The following is a 17,704-nucleotide window of genomic DNA, read 5'->3' on the forward strand; positions in this document are numbered from 1 at the left end:
GCAACGCGAATATCAAAAAGGGAAGCAGTGCAATAGGGGCGCAAGGGGAGGGGGAAGAAAACAAAACGGGCTTCGCGATGGAAGCCCGTTTGCAGGGAGGTTATAGCTCGAGTGCGTCGACAATCTCTGCAGAGCGCACCGCCAGAATAGACAGCAGCGAGTCGCTGATCCCGTGGGTTTGCTCATTCACGCCCTGGGTGAAGATCTTGGGCTTGAACTGGTCGCTGGTTTCGAGTTGATATTGGCGCGTGATATTCGGCTGCAACCACTCACTCACCTGCTCAAGCAAAGGTGATCGGCTTGGGTACTGGTAGCCTGTGGCCAGCACCAGCTGATCGTATTCAACCTGGCTGACACCGTGGACACTTTCCAGTTCCAGTACGACTTTGCCCTGGGCATTGATACTGGCACCATTGACGCTGGTGCGGTTGCGGATCGCCAGTCGATCTGTGCCGTTTAACTTCTGTTGATAGAGGCTGGCGTAAATACTGTCGATCAGCGGCTCATCCACAACCGAATAGTTGGTGCTGCGGAATTCGTTAAAGTAACGATCTTTTTGTTCAGATGATTTACTGAATACCACGTCAGTAAAGCTGGGATCAAAGATCTCGTTAACAAACGGGCTGGAATCGGCTGGCTTCATCGCACCAGCGCGCATGATCATATCTACCGCAGGTTGTTCGGTCATCGCGGCCAGATCAGCAAAGATCTCGGCACCACTTTGGCCAGCCCCGATCACGGCGACGCGATCACCGTCTTTTACTTTATCTTTGTTGTGCAGATACTGCGACGAGTGCCAAACGTTCTCAGCATCCTGAAGTGCGTTGAACGGTGCTGGCACTTTCGCCGAGCCACCCACGCTGACCACCAGGTGCTTGGTCAGACGGACACTTTGCTGACCTTCATTGTCGCGGCTGATCACCTTGAGGTGATCAACTTGACCGTCCAGTAACACCGGCTCCACACCACAGACCTGCTCACCAAAATGACAGTGATCACGGAAATGACTGGCTGCCCAGCCAAGGTAATCGTTAAATTCATGTCTTGACGGGTAGAAGGTTTTCAGGTTAATAAAGTTGTCTAGACGCTTATTGTGGTGCAGGTAGTTAATAAAACTAAAGTGACTGGTTGGGTTACGCAGCGAGACCAGATCTTTTAAGAAGGAGATCTGCATGGTCGTGTTATCCAGCAACATGCCGCCATGCCAGAGAAAGTCCGGTTGCTTTTCGATAAAGCAGACTCGATCGCTCAGTTTGTTTTGTTCCTGAAGGGCGATTGCCAGGGCCAGGTTGGCGGGACCAAATCCAATCCCAATCACGTCGTATAGTTTCATTGTTTTGCCTTTGATTAGCTTAATCACACATTAAGCTGCGTGAAATGATGTTTCTTGCTGTTAAGGACGAAGAATGGCGGCGTTTCTTTAGGTGTGAAGCGGCGGAATTTACGAGAAGTCACAGAGAAAATAATCGCTTTGATCCAGGGCAAAAATCTGGCAATTAATGTGAATTTTTTACCCACTGACTCGTCTAGCTAATCAACTGGGGCAATTGTTTTATTTTTGTCCGTACTTTCAATAACTAAGAATGAATGGGTAAAGGGATATGCAAGTTGCCGGAACGACTCTGAAACGCAGTACGACGTTAAGTGAGCAGGCCATTGCACTGACTCAGAAGCTGGTACGTTATAAATCTATTACGCCGGATGATGCTGGCAGCTTTTGCTTTTTAGTCCGCAAGTTGCAGTCGCTGGGGTTTGACTGCCATGAAGTAACACGTCAGGGCGTCCGTAATCTGGTTGCTAAACGGGTGTTTGGCCCGGGTGAAACACTGGCTTTTGCCGGGCATTTGGATGTGGTACCGCCAGGTCCGCTGGAATTGTGGCAAAGCCCACCCTTTGCGGCCAATATTCAGGATGGCCGACTTTATGGTCGTGGTGTTGCGGATATGAAAGGCGCGATTGCCTGTTTTATTGCCGCTGTTGAATCTATCCTGGCGCAGTGTACACGTGGCAGCCTGATGTTTCTGATCACCTGTGATGAAGAAGGGGAGGCTGAGCATGGCACCGCAGCACTGATGAGTTACCTTAAGCAGCAAGGGGTCGATCATCTGCCGGATTACTGTCTGGTTGGTGAGCCCTCAAGTCGCAAGACTCTGGGTGATGTACTCAAAATTGGTCGTCGTGGATCCTTGTCTGCGCATATTCGGGTTTATGGTCGACAGGGCCATGTGGCCTATCCACATAACTGTGACAATGCTACCCATCATACCGCGCGATTATTACAGCGTTTATTGGCGCTGGAATGGGATAAAGGCACACCACAGATGCCGGGCACCACGTTTCAGGTTACGCAGCTCAACAGTGGTGAGTTTGTTGATAATGTGGTGCCGGGCGCATGTGATGTCTGCTTTAATTTCCGTTACAGCAGCCGCTTTAATGAGGCGGAGTTAAAGCGCATGATCGATGACATTTTGCTGGATCTGGATTTAAATTACGACATTGAGTGGCAACGCCCCTGTGCACCCTATTTTAATCAGGCGGATGAATTCGTCGCCCTGATCTGCAATGCCATTGAGGCGGTGGTGGATCAGGTGCCGGTATTGACCACAGATGGTGGTACGTCTGATGGGCGGTTCATTGCTTCCAGCCATACTCAGGTGATTGAATTTGGCCTCAGAAACGACAATATCCATCAGGTGAACGAATCGGCAGACGTGCAGGATATCGCTGATCTAGCACATATTTACCAGTTGGCGATCCAGGCGTTCTGCCTTGATCCACAGCGGCTGATGGATGCTCAGGTTGAGCAGCTGGAAGCGCTAACTTAATCGTTTGAATGAGGGCGTGACGTTAAAACGTCGCGCCACCATCTATGGTGATCACCTGTAAGGTGGTATGAGAAGACAGGCTCGATGCCACAAACACAATACTGTCGGCAACTTCTTCTGCGGTAGCCAGCTTTTGTAACGGGATCCCCAGCTTATACTGCGCTGCAAAGCCATCAATCACCCGCTGCGCCCCCTGCTCATCCTGCCACATGCCAGTCTGCATTGGTGTCAGCGTTGAACCAGGTGCTATCACATTACAACGTACACCAAAGTTGGCCAATTCCAGCCCGGCTGTGAGCGTCAGCTGTGTCACTGCGGCTTTGGAGGCGCAATAGGCTGCCATTTGCTGGCGTGGCGTATCTGCGGCGTTGGAGCCCACGGTGACCACCGCGCCTTTACCTTGCTGCTTAAAGTGAGGCGTGCAGGCACGTAAAAAAGTAAACACTGCGGTGCTGTTGACGGTTTGACAGTGCTGCCACTGAGTCAGCGTTAATTGCTCCAGGTCGCCCAGTTCCAGCACCCCGGCGACATTGATCAGGTTGTATGGGGCAAGCCCCTCCGTGACTAGTTTGTCCAGTTGCTGAGCGAGCTGCTCTGGTGCACCCAAATCACATTCCACGGCACGATGCAGCACACTGATATCGCTAAACTGGCGATCGAAACCAATTACTTTGGCACCCAGCGCATGAAAACGCTGTGCGGCGGCCAGGCCGATGCCCTGGCCTACCCCACTGATCCACACGACCTGATCGTGATATTCCTGTTGCAGTCTGGCATCAAACGGCATGCTCAGCTCCTGCGGCCAGTTCATTGATGACCGAGTTGAGTGTGCGGTTTGGTTGTGCTGACCAGCTGCGGGCTGCGGCGAAGATCTGCGTTTGCACTTGCTGTTGCTCAGAATCTGTATAGCGAGCGACGTTCGCGTCGGTATCCAGCTTAGCCGGTTGGTCCTGCAACAAGTGCCATTGCAACATAATGTCGTCGGTGGCACCGGCGCTGAGAATATGCGACTGGCACGTCACCGCTCCATATTTAGGGTTACTGGAAAACGGTAACAGGTTTACGGTCGGGCCATACACGTGTGGGCTCAGGCCTTGTTTGTTGCGCTCGCGTTTGAGCTCTTCCACTCGGAAGGTCTGTAGTGCTTTGAGGGATTTGATCCCCTGATTGATTACCCGGCAGCACTGGCTGAGGGTCATCTCAGCATCCAACGCCAGTGGCAGTGGCATCACGTTGCTCTGCACACAGGGGGTACTGAGCTCCACCTGATGCTGGCGATTCATCATGATCATACCCAGGGTAACATGATACTGCCCCGATTTGGCGACCAGTGCGGCACACACGGCGGCAATCAGCAATTCTGCGTGACCTGCCTGACATAATGAGGCAGCCGATTGAATGGTATGCCAGTCGGCACGGCTCAAAGTCGCACTTTGGCGGCGGTTAGCCTCAGTCACATCCGCCTCACTGGTGCAAAAACTTTTTGCGGGCGGGGTATTCTCAAGCCAGGAGATCAGGGTGGCTTTCGCCACTTGCTGACGTGCCAGGTAGGTTTCGCTGCGTTGCCATTCAAGCAACTGGCTTTGTGTACCAAAGCGCAGATTGGGCAGTGCCCGGCCTTTTTGCAGTGCGTTATAACTGCGATTCAGTGCCTGAGTAAACAAGCCAAACCCATAGCCGTCGAGCAACAGATGGTGACCCACAATAAACAGCAGGTCTTGCTCTGGCGTACGTACCAGCGTCAGTTTTAGCAAGGCCTCATCGGGCAATGAAAAACTTTGTGCCATCGCTGGCGCAACAAAGTCATTGGCAAAAGCTTGAACGTCCTCTGGCTGGGTGTCCAGGGTTTGAATGTGGATCTGTGGCACATCCTTATTCGGGCTAAGCTGAGGCACAAAACTGGCGTCATGGATAAACCGCCCCGCCAGACAATCGCTGCTTTGCCACACGTGGGCAAGCGCCTGTTGTAACATGGTTGCGGAGATCTGACCCTGGAATTCGATACATTCGGCGACGTTAAACAGTGTTCCCCGGCCGCTGATGGTGTGCAGCAGCCACATCGCCTGTTGCGAGTCGGTTAATGGCAAAGCGCTGGACATCAGTCCTCCTTACGCTCTTCGAGCAACTCAACCCAGGCTGCCAGTGTCGGGATCTGAGCCAGTTCGATGAAGTTGGTTTCAATGCCTTGTTGCTGCCACAGGGCAATGAGGTTCATCACTTGCACGGAGTCCAGACCATAGTCGATGAGACTTTCATGTTCATCAAATTCATCTTCCTCACAATCAATCAGCGGCAGGATATGCGCTTTGAGGCCTTCCAATGTCGTGATGTCCTGAGTTTCTTCTCCCAGGATTTCGGCAACTGTTGCCACTTTACCGCAGCGTCCAGCCACAAAGTTCAGCGCCATCAGGTGTTCATCGCGGCTGAAGTCGGCAATCGCATCAGCAATCACAAACGGCTGAATGTCACGCATAAAGGCGTCTACCGCGGTGGTCATCACCCCGATATGGCCATAGATGCCGACTATCATCAGCTGGTCACGGTTGCGCTCACGCAGTTGCGCTTCAAAGTCGCACTTCTGAAAAGCACTGTAACGCCATTTGGTCAGCACCACATCCTGCTCGCCCGGTGCCAGTGCATCGACAATTGGCTGCTGCGCCGGGTCTTGCAGGCCTGGGCCCCACATATCGCTCAGTAGTCCGCGTTCATGCTGGCCCTGCTTGATTGGTTGGGCGGTGTAATAGACCGGAATCCCTTGGTCGTAACAGAACTGCTTGAGGCGCTGAATGTGGCTGATCATGGTTTCAATCAGCGGGTTATTATCACCGTAGTAACCGACAAAATAGTGCTGAACATCGTGGATCAGCAGGGCGGCACGGTTTGCATCGAGCTGCCAGTCAACGCGGTTTTCGGGTAACTCTGCGGCACGGGGTAACGGATAATGGGATAGCTTAGGAATACTCATCGTGTTTTTGCTTCTTTTGTTAATCAGGCCTGGCCGTCGAACGTGGCACGCAGGGCTTTTTTATCGACTTTACCTACCGCAGTCAGGGGCAGGTCGGTTACAAACTGGAACTTATCGGGGACTTTGAAATCGGCGATCCCCAGCTGACGCAGGTATTTGCGCAGTTGCAAAGGGGTGAGCTTTTCAGCGGCCACCACAAAGGCGCAACTCTTCTCGCCCAGCGTGGCATCGGGCATAGAAACTATGGCAACCTGCTCGATGTGCTGATGGCCCAGCAAGTGGTTTTCCACTTCTTCGGCCGCGATTTTCTCGCCGCCACGGTTGATTTGATCTTTATCTCGCCCGACCACAATAAGGTGGCCAGAAGGCAGTTGCCTGACCAAATCGCCGGAGGCATAAAACCCCTCTGCATCAAATGCACTGGCGTTATGCTGAGGTGACTTGTAGTAACCCCGGAAGGTATACGGGCCGCGGGTCATGAGTCTGCCGGCTTCACCTTGGGCGACTGGCTGGCCGTGTTCATCAACGACTTTGACCTCATCGTCCGGGCTGATGGGACGTCCCTGGGTCGTCAGCACCAGCTCGTCATCATCGTCATGACGGGTGTAGTTCACCAGACCTTCTGCCATGCCAAACACTTGCTGTAGTTGGGCACCCAGCACCGGCCTGACCTGCTCGGCCACGGTGCGGCTGAGCTTAGCACCACCAACCTGGATCAGCGTCAAACTGCTCAGGTCATGGTCGCTGTGTGATGCATGTTGCAACCACAGCTGGAGTGCAGGTGGTACCAGCGCGGTGTGGGTTATGGCAAAGCGTTCAATCAAGGCAAAGCAGTTACTTGGACTGGGGTCTGAAGCCAGGATCACTGAGCCGCCGGCTGCAAATACGCCCAGTGCGCCGGGTGAGCTGAGTGGGAAGTTATGGGGGGCTGGCAGGGCACACAAATAACGGGTATCGCCATGCAGTTGACAAATATCCCGGCTGGCAACAACAGAATACAGGTAATCGTTGTGGGTGCGCGGGATCAGTTTCGGGGTGCCGGTGCTGCCGCCAGAGAGCTGGAAAAAGGCCACATCTTCTGGATTGAGATCAGGTGCACGGAAGCTGCGTGGTTGCAAATACGCTTGCTTCAGCTCGCTGTTGCCCTTGCTGTGGTCAACCATGATGTGGTTGATACAGGCAAAGCGATTGTATAGCTCCTGAGAGAAGGATTCGTCAGCAAACAAAGACTGAGCAGACGAAACCAGCAGCAGCTTAGGCTGCAGGATCTCACAATAACTTTGTAACTCCGTGCGCTGGTGGTTAAACAGCGCACAAACCGGGGCCACGCCAAGTTTAAGCAGTGCAAAGTAACTGATATAAAACTCCACACAGTTGGGCAGTTGAACCAGCGCGGTATCGCCTTGCTGTAACCCCTGACTGGCCAGGTGGGCTGCGAGGTTGGTGCTATATTCATCGAGTTGCTGATAGCTCAGTTGCCGGTTGGCATCCGCCACGGCAATGCCTTGTCCATTGTGCACCAGTTGGTCGTCTAGAATACTGGTAAGTGGTTTATCCTGCCAGTAGCCCTGGGCACGGTAGTGGGCGGCCAGCTCTTCGGGCCACGGGGTATATTCAATACTCATAGTGTGTGTTTCGTTGCTAAGTGATAGGCATGCCGTACGTCCAGCGCGTTCAGCATAGTGTTTAATTTGGCTTCGGTTTCCAGCCATTCCGAACTGGGATCGGAGGCTGCCACAATACCGGCACCGGCAAATAAGGTCGCCAGATTGGCTTGCAGGTAACCACAGCGGATCACCACCACCCATTCGCCATTGCCCTGGTTGTCACACCAGCCAACGATCCCTGAAAATAAGCCGCGGCCGTGACCTTCCAGCGTATCTATGTGCTGGTACGCCAGTGCTGTGGGTTTACCGCACAGTGCCGGTGTGGGGTGGAGACGGTTGGCCAGCGCGATTGCGGGCTGCTGTGGGGCACAGAGTGTGCCTTCTATAACTGTTGACAGATGCCACATGGTGGCTGTACTAAGCAGGTCGGGCTGCTCGGGTATATGCAATTGGGTGCACAACGGGCCGAGGATCTGTGCCATGTCCTGTAATACCACTGCGTGTTCATAGCGGTCTTTTTTCGATGCGAACAGGGTTGAGCGGCGCTGTGCTTCGACGCTGGGGCAAGGATCCCGGGGGATTGAACCGGCCAGCGGGTTGCTAAAAATTTGTCCGTCAGATTTGCGCAGTAACAGCTCAGGGCTGACACCCATTAATACCCCAGCTGCTTGTTTGGTCTCTGCATCATGCAACTGGCTGGGGATCGAAAAGTGGTAGCCACTGGGGCTTTGTGCCAGTAATTGAGCGAGTACGCCAACCTGATCCAGTGGTTGCTCAAACTGTAATTCAACCTGCTTACTGAGTACGATTTTATCCAGCTCACCGTCGGCAAATAAGGCTTTAGCATCGCGCACGGTTTGCTCAAAGTGTGCCCGGTCTTGTTTGTAATGCACGGACTGCAAGCGATTAGGTGTCTGAGCACTCGTATGCTGTGCACTCAGACACTGTGCAAAGAGTTGTTTATCCAGCGTGCTGACCTGCTCCGGGATGATAAACTGAGCCTGCTGTTGCTTACAAAACGGTATCACACCGAAGGCGATGGCATGATCCTGGTGGCTGGCTGCATGCGCATCTAATTGTTGTTGCAGCTGACTTGCCAGCGCCTCGGTATCATTAATGGCTAAGGTAAAACGCTTGGCCATACCACGACTTATCAGGCATGACTGTCCGGAAACAAATAAACAGTCCTGCTCGGGCCGGAACTCGCCAAGTTGGTGCGTTTGGGTAGGTTCGGATAATTGACCAGCATGCATGGATTTACTTTCCTCTGTTAACTTTGTCTGTAGCGACGCTGATGCAAACTGCGTTCAGCGAGATGTGACCAAGACGACTCATTGTGAAAAAGATTTAGTGCTGCAGGCCATTTGCTTGCGGGCTGTTTTTCGTGCCGCCATGAATTCCGGGCGCTTAGGGCAGTCACTGCAATAGTCTTTTTGCGGGTGAGCGTGCAGCAAGCAACAGGCACCTCGCACACGCTTTCCCCCAGCCATGTACTCATTGCGCTGTGCTCTGAACAGAGGGTTAGGTTGGTCTTGCCAGCAATCAGGGTGTAGCAGGGTACGGACATCCTGCTGCAGCCCAGAGGCATCCGGTAGCACATTGGCAACGGTTGTGCTGATTTGGCGCAGGCGAAACACCAGATTGCTCCACAGTACACGCTCAGCGATACCAAACTGGGTTGAGAGAAAGTCATGAAGCGGGGCAAAGTGGGCAAAGATCACCGGGTGATATTTGGCCCCTGTGCTGCTGCCTGGGATAAACGGCTGACCACAGGTGCGTAACATCAGGCGCTGAGTGGTTAAACACAGCTGCACGTCCTGAGCTGCAATAGGCAGACCCCGGTTGAGCACACTGTGGCTCAGTAACATCGTCGGGAGTACTCTGACGCAATAGCGCATATGCCACACGGAAGCATGTGCCCGGGGGGCGTCAATCCCCTCGTGCAGCGCCCAGCGAGTGATAGTGTTTTTTAACGCGCTCGCCTCGGCAAACTGGTGTGAAAGAGTCGGTAAGTCCGGGGTGTGTGACAAAGTGACGGCTTCGCCATATTCCCTGAAGGGCCCCTGAAAAAACGGCTGTAATGTTGGAAGCAAGTGTACCTCGTGGTTGATTTGCTACAAATACCTATGCATAGACGTTTTGTGGGTGAATTTTTTTACTTTCTGTTCGTCACCACCTAAAGCAAATCCACGTCAGCATAGAAGAGAGACCCCGTGCTTGCAAAATTGATCCGTAATACCTGGTGGCGATTCATCGCGACCGCACTCAGCAGTGTTTTGTTTGGTCTGATCAGCGTGTCGCTGGTCGCGCTGATCAACGAAATCATTAACAGTAATCAGGATGGCCGCTCTGAGCAGTTTGTCTGGTTTGCCGTACTGGCCTGCCTGGGGGTGAGCTTGCAACTGGCTTCTAAGTTACTCGCAGAGCAACTCAGCCAGCAAAGTCAGGCGACAGTGCGCCGTGAGGTTGCAGAGCATGTCATCGGTGCGCAATTCAGCCATGTAGAAGCGCAAGGGGCGGGTAAGATCAAATCGTGTCTGACCGAACACAGCCTTAAAGTAGCAGAATTTTTTCAGAGTCTGCCTAACATTCTCAGTAACGCCATGGTGGTGTTGGGCAGCTTTGTATATATGGCCTGGCTTGACTGGCAGGTGTTTTTATTTGCATTGCTGACCCTGGTACTTGGCTCCGTGGGTTATAGCCTGGCCAATGCCAATGCCTTTCGTAAAGTAACCGAAGCGGCAAAAATTCAGGATTCTTTGTACGACCAATTTGATGCCATTTATGCCGGTGCAAAAGAGCTCAAGTTGCATCGTAAAAAGCGTGAAACTTTCTTCCAGGATGTGATTGGCAGCACCATCACTTTGCTGCAAAAGCGGCGTGTACAGGGCGCCAGTATGTATCATTACGCGGCGTCCTGGGGCGGTTTCAGTGTGTTTGCCTTTATTGGTGGCGCACTGTTTTATCTTTCCACACCTGGTGCGGATAGCGGAAAAGTCATGTCGGGTTTTGCGCTGTTATTTCTTTATATGCTGACACCGCTGGAAGTGATGCTGGCTGCTATTCCAAAAGCCGCCGCTGCGAAAGCTTCGGCCAATACCATTGCCACGTTAACGGAAGAAATGGCGTTGATGCCGAGTAGCAATGAGGCTATGAGTGACTTTAATGAACTGGCCCTGACGGACATCAGCCACGGTTATTATCATGAACAAAGTGATGAGGTATTTGCCCTGACACCCATCAACCTGACCTTGCGCAAAGGCGAGCTGATCTATCTGGTTGGTGGTAACGGGAGTGGTAAAACCACCTTTGCCAAGCTGTTGTGTGGTCTGTTTGAGGCGCAGCAGGGACAAGTTTTGGTTGATGGAAAAGCAATACAAGCGGCGCAGTTTGATGACTATCGTCAGTTGTTTAGTACGGTTTTCAGTGATTTTTACCTCTTTGATCGAGTTTTAGGTTGTGAGGGGCAAGCGTTGGAAGACAAAGGCAATGCCTTGATCCGCAAGCTCAACCTGCATCATAAAGTGGCCATTAAAGACGGCGCGTTTACCACGCAGAAGCTGTCACAAGGACAGCGCAAACGCCTGGCGTTGGTGGTGGCTTACATGGAAGACAGACCGTTTTATATCTTTGATGAATGGGCGGCAGATCAGGACCCGGTCTTTAAAGACGTCTTTTATCGCGAGCTGCTGCCAGAGCTTAGCGCTCAGGGTAAAACCGTGCTGGTGATCACCCATGATGACAAGTATTTTGACCTGGCCGACAGACTACTGAAAATGGACAACGGGTGTCTCAGCGAACCGGCCAGAGTATCTCCTCCTGGCGTGTCAAAACAGCAAACGGCGCTGGCTTAACGGCCAGCGCGCAGGCAGCACTCGGTCAGGACCAACTCATCGTTGAGTTGATAATACACACTGATTTGGGTGCCCTGTGGCAGAGTTTCATGGAGTGTTTCTGTGAGCGTAAAATGTAATTGGTTGTGACTGAAGTCGTTTAGACAGGCGGCCTCAAAGCCAAAAAAGCGTTGTACGACTGGGTACAGCGCTTTAAAAATACTCTCCTTGGCGGAGAAAATCAGGGTGAGCGGGGAGGCCTGTACTTGACTCAGTTGCTCAAACGCAGCCTGTTCTTCTTTTGCCAGGATCTGTTTTTGTAGCTCCTGCTCTTGCTTATCCGACATTTTTCTTTCCAGATCGATGCCTAATCCCTGTACTGACGGATCATCACTGACCATGGCCATGGCCAGCTCCTGAGTATGGGTAATGGTGCCCTGAATGCCCTCTGGCCATATGGGGGCACGACTTTCTGCACTGGCAACAATGGTATGCGGTAGTCCCAGCGTTTTGAGTGCCTGACTGGCACAGTGACGCCCGGCGAGATATTCCGCTTTACGCTTGGCGACAGCGCGGCTGAGTTTATCCGGCAATGGTTGCGTATAACGGGCAAAATCGTTGTCCTGATACGCGGCAACGCGAAAAGCACTGCTGTGACTGACGAATGGCAGCTGGGGTGTAAATAGTTCGACTGGTGTTAACGACATACGACTCCCTCAATTAGTGCCAGCCAGTTTACCGATATAGGGAAAGGTTGCAAGCACACTCAGGGGCAAAGCCGGGAATAAAATTAAGCGTGCTACGGTTGTTGTGGGTTGGGCACACAAGGTATGCCAGACAATACCCGATATTCGCCAGTTTTAGGATAAAACAAGACGCATTGCTCGCCACGTATTTGCAATTCGAAGCCCGTCACGCCGCCTTCTCTGCTACCGAGGATGGGCTGGCCATAGGCATCGCGTATATTGCCTTTTTCAAGGAACAAAGTGGAGCGCTGCATAAACACGTTATTGGCTAGTTTGGGTGCCTTGCCGCCCTTTAGGGCGACGATGGCGTGTTGTATTTCACGGATCATGTCCGGTGTGGTTTGCTCAATTAAAGCTGCGTACACAGGCGCTGCTTTGCTGTACTGGCAGCCACTGAGCAGCAGGGTCAGTAACGTGGCAAACCATCCCGAACATTTCATCATTACTGTCCTTTCAATGTAGAGTGGATCGCGCCATCACGCAGTGGTCTGAACGGCAGCGTCACAGTGTTATGCTCACCCGCCTGCTCATTATCACCTGGTTTGGCGGAGACGCCCGTCGCTTCATTGACCAGGCAGGTGCCGGTTGCGCTATGATGCAGTGCGGTGGCCAGTAGCTGCTCGTTTTCGTCACCTAACGCACGGCTCAAATCATCACTCACCTGACAGCCTGGCACTCTTCCATCTAATCCGGTTTCGCCGTTTATCTGGCTGGCTGGTGTTGGTGTAAAGCCATTGGCATAGTCGCCAAAGCCTTTTTCATTGGCTGATTTTGACTGAATGGTGTAATACACCATGCCGCAGTTAGGGGCTGGTAAGAAACCGTAGGGTTTACCGCGTGTAGTGGTGCCTATCTGGATCACCTCAATATCAATACCGCGCAAGCCATTGATCACCATTTCACTGGCTGAGGCCGTGTCGTCGGTGGTCAGTACGTATACTTTAGAAAGACTCAGGCTGGGCAGTGTGGTGTCGTTAAGAAATACATCCCGGGTCCAGTCTATCCGGCGAGGCTCGAAAGTATATATCCGGTTTTCACTCTGGCGCTTATCATTGTAGGTTGTGACGCCGAAATTGCGGCTGAGTGAACTATCTCCGGCGATCATATAACCAAGCTGTGCTGCACTGTGGATAAGTCCACCACCGTTATAGCGCATATCCAGCACCAGCTCATTGACACCTCGGTTAATAAAGGTATCAAACGCAGCAATCAGGGGCTCCTGTGCCGTTGGAATAAATTGGTTAAACTGCACATAACCAACGGTTTTGTTTCCGTGTGATATGATTTTTGTATGTTGCACCGGTGTTTGTTCAAAGTCGGCGGCGGTCATAGAGGCTGATTTTTCTTCGCCCTCGACAGAACGAAAAGCAAAGGTGTAGGCTTTTGGATCACTGGGAAATAGCGCTTCATTGAATAATGTGACGTTATCGCCGTCCACAAAATCCTCGCCGTCGATGTTGATCAGGCGATCGCCTCTGCTCAGCCCAGTGCCCGCAGCTGGCGAGTTTGGCTCGATATAAGCAATGGTAAAGTTACGATTCGGTGAGGACGTTTTGCTAGCAGACCAATGAATACCATAGCTGGTGGTTACACCGGACTGTTGCTCTTTTTGATATTCTTCGTAGGTATTAGAAAAATGAAACTGATCTTTCAGTGACCCATCCGGATTACGTTGGGTGGTCTTTAGCTGGGCAAAATAATCAGCCACTGTGCTGAAGTCCTGCGGATTGTTGTCAGCAAGCTCGTCGTACCATAAATAGGTTTCATGGCTGAATGAGCGGAGCCACATTTTTTCATGCATAACCGTCCCGGCTCTGTCCGGAAAAGGCTGGTTATTGTTAAATTCATCCTGTCCGGTGCGTGGGTTGGCGCAGTAGTTGATGAAGTTGGTGGCAGGTGGAAACACACCAGCCTGCCAGTTGGGTTCTGTGCTGCTGCCACCTGAGTCTGAGCCGTTATTATTGTTATCCGGCGTTGTCACAGTACCTGAATCACCGCCATTGCTGCTCTCTGTACCGCCACCACCGCATCCTGAGAGCGCAGTGAGGGTTAAAGCCAATCCGATGGCAAGGTGTAAGTTGCTGAATTGCATCATGGTTTTGTCCTATGTATTCATTGCGCTAAAAACTATCAACACTGTTTCTACAATACAATAGATAGACCGGTTTGACTGTTAATTAATGTCAACAGCAGCAAAAATAATCAATTTAACCCATTTTTTAGTATAGAGTAGGTACTTTGTTGCGCAATTTATTGCTCATGCCTGCTAGGGCGAAGCGGGGCTGTCAGAGATCTGAGACTTGCGCAAAGTCGCCCGCCAGGCGGGTAAGTAAGTTAACAGTAGCAGCCCCAGGCAGATAATATTCATCAGCAGGTTCAGATAGAAGACGGATTGAAATGCGGCAGTCCCCGACAGCGCATGGATCCCTTGTTCTATCCTGCTGTATTCTCTGCTCGTGGCATCCAGGTTTAAGTAGCCTGTTGACGCCATTGCATTGCCAGCGGATTGCCACAGCTGGTCTGATGCAATGTACTTACTGCGTTCATATAACAAGCTAAATAGCATCACACCCAGCGCTCCCCCTATTTGTCGGGCAAAGTTAATCATGCTTGAGCCATAAGCCAGCATAGGTCCGTCAAGGTGCCTGAGTGAGCTCACATATAAGCTGGGAAGCATAACTGACATGCCAATACGTGATAGAGATGTGGCCACCACAATGGCAATAATCGCACTTGAAACATCTTGTTGTGCGGTGAGCCAGATGGCGTATGCATTGATCAGGAGACCACACAAAATAATTTCTCTGGGTGGGAAGCGATCGGATAACCAGCCTGAAAAAGGCGCCATAAAGGCCATGATAAGACCCGGAATGAGCAGGGCTTCACCAGCCTGACGGGCACTGAGTCCTCTGATCTCAAGCAAGTAAAGAGGTACGATTAAGATGGAGCTAAAGAGAAAAATACCCAGCACGCAGATCACCACAATATTGACGCTAAACACGGTGTCCCTAAACAGTGCGAAATTGACCAGTGGCTGAGCGGTGTTTTTTTCATAAAAATAGAACATAAGCGCCAGCAGAGCACTGACGCCGCAGCTTACTGCAAACTCAGTGGCATACACCCCCACCTCTTCAACCAGCTGTAAACTGATGAAAAAGCCAGACAGTACGCCAGTCAGAATACACAAACCCGCCCAGTCGTAACCGTAAGCTGCCTGCTGTGGTTTATCGGGATTTAAAAAGATCAGTGCACATAGCAGGGACAGAGCTGCCATCGGAATTTGAAACGCAAACAGGCCGCGCCACGACATGAAATCGATTAAATAACCGCCGATAACCGGACCAAGCGCAGGGGCTAACAGCATAATCGCGCCAAAAAAGCCCATCGCAATGCCCATTTTTTCTCTGGCAAAAATGCGCCCCAATATGATGGTGGCCAGTGGGGCCTGCAATCCGGCCGCAAATCCCTGCAAGGCACGGCCGCACAACAAGCTGAACAGGCCATCTGCCAAAGCCCCGATCAGTGAGCCTGAGATCATGATGATGAAACTGACGATAAACGTGTATCTGCAACCAATGCGATTCACCAAGTCCGCGGTTAATAGCATCGCAATTGTCATCACCACCATGTATAACGATACGGTCCAGTGCGCTTCACTCAGGTCCATGGCCAGCTCCCCCATCACCTGCACAAATGCGACCTCGATGGTGGTGCTGCTGAGTAAGGTTGAAAAGCTGCCGAGTCCAACCGTAAAAATACATGCAATGGTTTGCCTGTTAAACATAAGGGTCCTTTACAGTGGAACTATCACGGTACTCATCATGCCCGGTGCGACCATAGCTGAGGTGGTGTTATCTAATTTGATATCCAGCGTGAACCTTTGTTTTACTCTGACAAAATCGCTGCTCATTTGACTGGTGGGGATCAGTGCCAGTTTGTCATTGCTGACTGATGCAATCCGGGTGATCACCCCCGAAATCGTCTGCCCGGGTTGATAGCTTAACTGCACGTCGACTTGTTGCCCCAGGTGCACTTTGCCAAGGTCACTTTCCAGAATGTTGGCCTCGACTTTCAGGCTGTTGAGATCATGCATCATGTACAGACGCTGGCCTTCTTCGACATATTCACCATGGCGGACAAAGACTTCATCAATCACGCCATCAAAGGGTGCCGAAGAGGTTAATTTTTCCAATTGATATTCAAGCAGTGCGCGTTGTGCCTGGGCGGCTTGCTTCTGACTCTCTAAGCGGGAAATTTCATGCAAGATTAAGTCGGCCTGGCGCTTTTCATTGCTGAGTAAGGCCTGATTGACGGCGTGTTCTGCAATTCTCGCTTGATGAATATCTATGTCTAATAACGCCTGCTGAAGTGCTGACTGGGCGGTGAGTTTATCCTGCCTGGAGACCGCTGCCGTGGTTGCCAGATCCTGAATATTGTCGGTTTTCTCCATTTGTAAGCGGGTGCTTTCTTGTTTGAGTGCCAGTTCCCTATTGAGCAGTTCCTGTTGCCAGATAAACTGCGTTGCCTGCTCTTTGTTGTTGGCAATGGCGACCTCATAGCGTTGCTGGTTGAGTTGTTTTTCGGCTTCAATCTGAGCGATTTCAGCGTCCGCAACCTGTATCTGCAAGCGGATTTCCCGCGCGTCCAGAGCGATGATCTGCTGGCCTTTGGGCACCCGCTCCGAGCGCAGTGCCGCATTCGCCATCACGATGCGACCATCACTTTCACTACGGATGGTTACCAAATCCGCACTGACCCGGGCATTGTCTATGGTCAGGTATAGTCGGCTGTATGCAACGGCCCAGACTGTGGTCATAGTGATCAGGATAAAAATAAACACCGCAAGGGCTTGATTGCGTTTAGAGAGACTACTCACGACTCGGATTCCATATTGCTAAAATAGTGCTGAAGTCGGTTTTTGACGGTTTGACTGGCAGCATAGTGATAGGCGCAGGCCTTGAACTGTGGGTAGTATGATTTATGCGTCCCGATATAGACTGCCAGCCATGCCTGAAACTCTTGCTGTTGCATGACGGCGGTTTCCAGCCGCGTACAAAGCAGAGTTTTTACTTCCTCATTGGGTTCAAAGCCGCGTGCGATGAACTGTAAAATCCTGATACAGACCACATTGTCGTGGGCCAGCCTCTGTGCACACATGACAAAAGACAAGCGGCGATGTTTGAGATCAGACAAGCCCTGCTTTGAAGGGTCGAGAATGTGCCCGCTGTCACAGCAATAGTAGAGCGCATTGACGGCGAAGTCCCGCGACAGGATATCAGCTTTCAGGCGTGCGATAGCGGTGGTTGCTGACTGGCTCTCGTCATGCTGGTGTGACTGAGACAGGCCGACTTTGGGCGGCACGGGCATGGTGAAGGCGGCTTCGCGTAATATATTAATGTCTAATTTGTACTCTGAGCCGAGCACAGTCACTAACCCAAAATCTGGGTCAGTGAGCAGTTGATGAGACTGAAATATACCAAGGCAAAACGCATACAGGTCGGCAAAGCTGGTGTTTACAGACAGATCAATGTCTTGTGCTTGCTGGCCTTCAACCCAGTCTCTGGGTGCACCGCCTGAGATAAACACCGACCAGTTCAGTGATTGCATGTGTGCGATGAGCTCGCCAATCGTCACCGGACTTGCCTGGTCGATGCGCTGTGTCATTGCAGTGCGGATCAAATGCTGGTGTTGCTCTGGCAGGGTGTAGTGATCATACATAGTCATAGTG

General features: G+C 51.8%; 15 protein-coding genes. 2 read left to right on the forward strand and 13 right to left on the reverse strand.

The genetic code is table 11. From position 1 onward, the window contains the following. Positions 1 to 100: 100 nt before the first annotated feature. Positions 101 to 1,333: a lysine N(6)-hydroxylase/L-ornithine N(5)-oxygenase family protein gene (locus QNM19_RS13895; RefSeq protein WP_284026818.1), complete on the reverse strand. Its 1,233-nt coding sequence runs from the start codon at positions 1,331 to 1,333 to the stop codon at positions 101 to 103. 268 nt (positions 1,334 to 1,601) lie between these two features. Here QNM19_RS13895 and dapE point away from each other — a divergent pair, with 268 nt between their 5' ends. Next, entirely contained in the window at positions 1,602 to 2,825 is a 1,224-nt protein-coding gene (gene dapE / locus QNM19_RS13900) for a succinyl-diaminopimelate desuccinylase (RefSeq protein WP_284026819.1), read from the forward strand. A gap of 22 nt (positions 2,826 to 2,847) precedes the next feature. On the opposite strand, the gene QNM19_RS13905 is transcribed toward dapE, so the two are convergent. The 6 genes from QNM19_RS13905 to fhuF all read right to left on the reverse strand — a co-directional run bounded on the left by QNM19_RS13905 (position 2,848) and on the right by fhuF (position 9,490). Then, positions 2,848 to 3,636, reverse strand: a complete 789-nt coding sequence (locus tag QNM19_RS13905) for an SDR family oxidoreductase (RefSeq protein WP_284026820.1) — start codon at positions 3,634 to 3,636, stop codon at positions 2,848 to 2,850. Beyond that, positions 3,602 to 4,924: a condensation domain-containing protein gene (locus QNM19_RS13910; RefSeq protein ID WP_049865043.1), complete on the reverse strand. Its 1,323-nt coding sequence runs from the start codon at positions 4,922 to 4,924 to the stop codon at positions 3,602 to 3,604. Before QNM19_RS13910 ends, QNM19_RS13905 begins: the two co-directional genes overlap by 35 nt. Further along, positions 4,924 to 5,790: an isochorismatase family protein gene (locus QNM19_RS13915; RefSeq protein WP_049865044.1), complete on the reverse strand. Its 867-nt coding sequence runs from the start codon at positions 5,788 to 5,790 to the stop codon at positions 4,924 to 4,926. Before QNM19_RS13915 ends, QNM19_RS13910 begins: the two co-directional genes overlap by 1 nt. Positions 5,791 to 5,813: 23 nt before the next feature. Then, positions 5,814 to 7,415: a (2,3-dihydroxybenzoyl)adenylate synthase gene (locus QNM19_RS13920; RefSeq protein ID WP_049865045.1), complete on the reverse strand. Its 1,602-nt coding sequence runs from the start codon at positions 7,413 to 7,415 to the stop codon at positions 5,814 to 5,816. After that, complete coding sequence (locus QNM19_RS13925) at positions 7,412 to 8,650, reverse strand: isochorismate synthase (RefSeq protein ID WP_049865046.1); 1,239 nt, start codon at positions 8,648 to 8,650, stop codon at positions 7,412 to 7,414. The genes QNM19_RS13920 and QNM19_RS13925 overlap by 4 nt, the downstream gene beginning before the upstream one ends. Before the next feature lie 78 nt (positions 8,651 to 8,728). Then, entirely contained in the window at positions 8,729 to 9,490 is a 762-nt protein-coding gene (fhuF, locus tag QNM19_RS13930; protein ID WP_049865047.1) for a siderophore-iron reductase FhuF, read from the reverse strand. Between the two features lie 120 nt (positions 9,491 to 9,610). Between fhuF and QNM19_RS13935 the strand changes: the two genes are divergently transcribed. Next, positions 9,611 to 11,251: a cyclic peptide export ABC transporter gene (locus QNM19_RS13935; RefSeq protein WP_284026821.1), complete on the forward strand. Its 1,641-nt coding sequence runs from the start codon at positions 9,611 to 9,613 to the stop codon at positions 11,249 to 11,251. Here the strand turns inward: QNM19_RS13935 and QNM19_RS13940 are convergent. The 6 genes from QNM19_RS13940 to QNM19_RS13965 form a co-directional block, all read right to left on the reverse strand. After that, positions 11,248 to 11,937 (reverse strand): 4'-phosphopantetheinyl transferase family protein, encoded by a 690-nt coding sequence (locus tag QNM19_RS13940; protein WP_049865048.1) that lies wholly within the window; start codon positions 11,935 to 11,937, stop codon positions 11,248 to 11,250. The genes QNM19_RS13935 and QNM19_RS13940 overlap by 4 nt on opposite strands. A 92-nt stretch (positions 11,938 to 12,029) precedes the next feature. Then, on the reverse strand, positions 12,030 to 12,419 hold the full coding sequence (locus QNM19_RS13945) for a hypothetical protein (RefSeq protein WP_156202326.1): 390 nt from the start codon (positions 12,417 to 12,419) through the stop codon (positions 12,030 to 12,032). Further along, positions 12,419 to 14,071, reverse strand: a complete 1,653-nt coding sequence (locus QNM19_RS13950; protein WP_049865050.1) for a S41 family peptidase — start codon at positions 14,069 to 14,071, stop codon at positions 12,419 to 12,421. The genes QNM19_RS13945 and QNM19_RS13950 overlap by 1 nt, the downstream gene beginning before the upstream one ends. A 171-nt stretch (positions 14,072 to 14,242) precedes the next feature. Further along, positions 14,243 to 15,760, reverse strand: coding sequence for a DHA2 family efflux MFS transporter permease subunit (locus tag QNM19_RS13955; protein ID WP_049865051.1), 1,518 nt, complete (start codon positions 15,758 to 15,760; stop codon positions 14,243 to 14,245). 9 nt (positions 15,761 to 15,769) lie between these two features. Continuing rightward, the gene (locus tag QNM19_RS13960; RefSeq protein ID WP_049865052.1) at positions 15,770 to 16,852 is read right to left on the reverse strand and encodes an HlyD family secretion protein; all 1,083 of its coding nucleotides are present in this window, start codon (positions 16,850 to 16,852) and stop codon (positions 15,770 to 15,772) included. Next, positions 16,849 to 17,700: a nucleotidyltransferase family protein gene (locus QNM19_RS13965; protein ID WP_284026822.1), complete on the reverse strand. Its 852-nt coding sequence runs from the start codon at positions 17,698 to 17,700 to the stop codon at positions 16,849 to 16,851. The genes QNM19_RS13960 and QNM19_RS13965 overlap by 4 nt, the downstream gene beginning before the upstream one ends. Positions 17,701 to 17,704: the final 4 nt, after the last annotated feature.

This window comes from Pseudoalteromonas ardens (assembly GCF_030125445.1).
In the GTDB taxonomy this organism is placed as follows: Bacteria; Pseudomonadota; Gammaproteobacteria; order Enterobacterales; family Alteromonadaceae; genus Pseudoalteromonas; species Pseudoalteromonas ardens.

What these genes read in the sequence shown, in the direction of transcription:
- QNM19_RS13895 (WP_284026818.1), bottom strand. Translation starts at nt 1,333, where the DNA reads ATGAAACTATACGACGTGATTGGGATTGGATTTGGTCCCGCCAACCTG.
- dapE (WP_284026819.1), top strand. Translation starts at nt 1,602, where the DNA reads ATGCAAGTTGCCGGAACGACTCTGAAACGCAGTACGACGTTAAGTGAG.
- QNM19_RS13905 (WP_284026820.1), bottom strand. Translation starts at nt 3,636, where the DNA reads ATGAACTGGCCGCAGGAGCTGAGCATGCCGTTTGATGCCAGACTGCAA.
- QNM19_RS13910 (WP_049865043.1), bottom strand. Translation starts at nt 4,924, where the DNA reads ATGTCCAGCGCTTTGCCATTAACCGACTCGCAACAGGCGATGTGGCTG.
- QNM19_RS13915 (WP_049865044.1), bottom strand. Translation starts at nt 5,790, where the DNA reads ATGAGTATTCCTAAGCTATCCCATTATCCGTTACCCCGTGCCGCAGAG.
- QNM19_RS13920 (WP_049865045.1), bottom strand. Translation starts at nt 7,415, where the DNA reads ATGAGTATTGAATATACCCCGTGGCCCGAAGAGCTGGCCGCCCACTAC.
- QNM19_RS13925 (WP_049865046.1), bottom strand. Translation starts at nt 8,650, where the DNA reads ATGCATGCTGGTCAATTATCCGAACCTACCCAAACGCACCAACTTGGC.
- QNM19_RS13940 (WP_049865048.1), bottom strand. Translation starts at nt 11,937, where the DNA reads ATGTCGTTAACACCAGTCGAACTATTTACACCCCAGCTGCCATTCGTC.
- QNM19_RS13945 (WP_156202326.1), bottom strand. Translation starts at nt 12,419, where the DNA reads ATGATGAAATGTTCGGGATGGTTTGCCACGTTACTGACCCTGCTGCTC.
- QNM19_RS13950 (WP_049865050.1), bottom strand. Translation starts at nt 14,071, where the DNA reads ATGATGCAATTCAGCAACTTACACCTTGCCATCGGATTGGCTTTAACC.
- QNM19_RS13955 (WP_049865051.1), bottom strand. Translation starts at nt 15,760, where the DNA reads ATGTTTAACAGGCAAACCATTGCATGTATTTTTACGGTTGGACTCGGC.
- QNM19_RS13965 (WP_284026822.1), bottom strand. Translation starts at nt 17,700, where the DNA reads ATGACTATGTATGATCACTACACCCTGCCAGAGCAACACCAGCATTTG.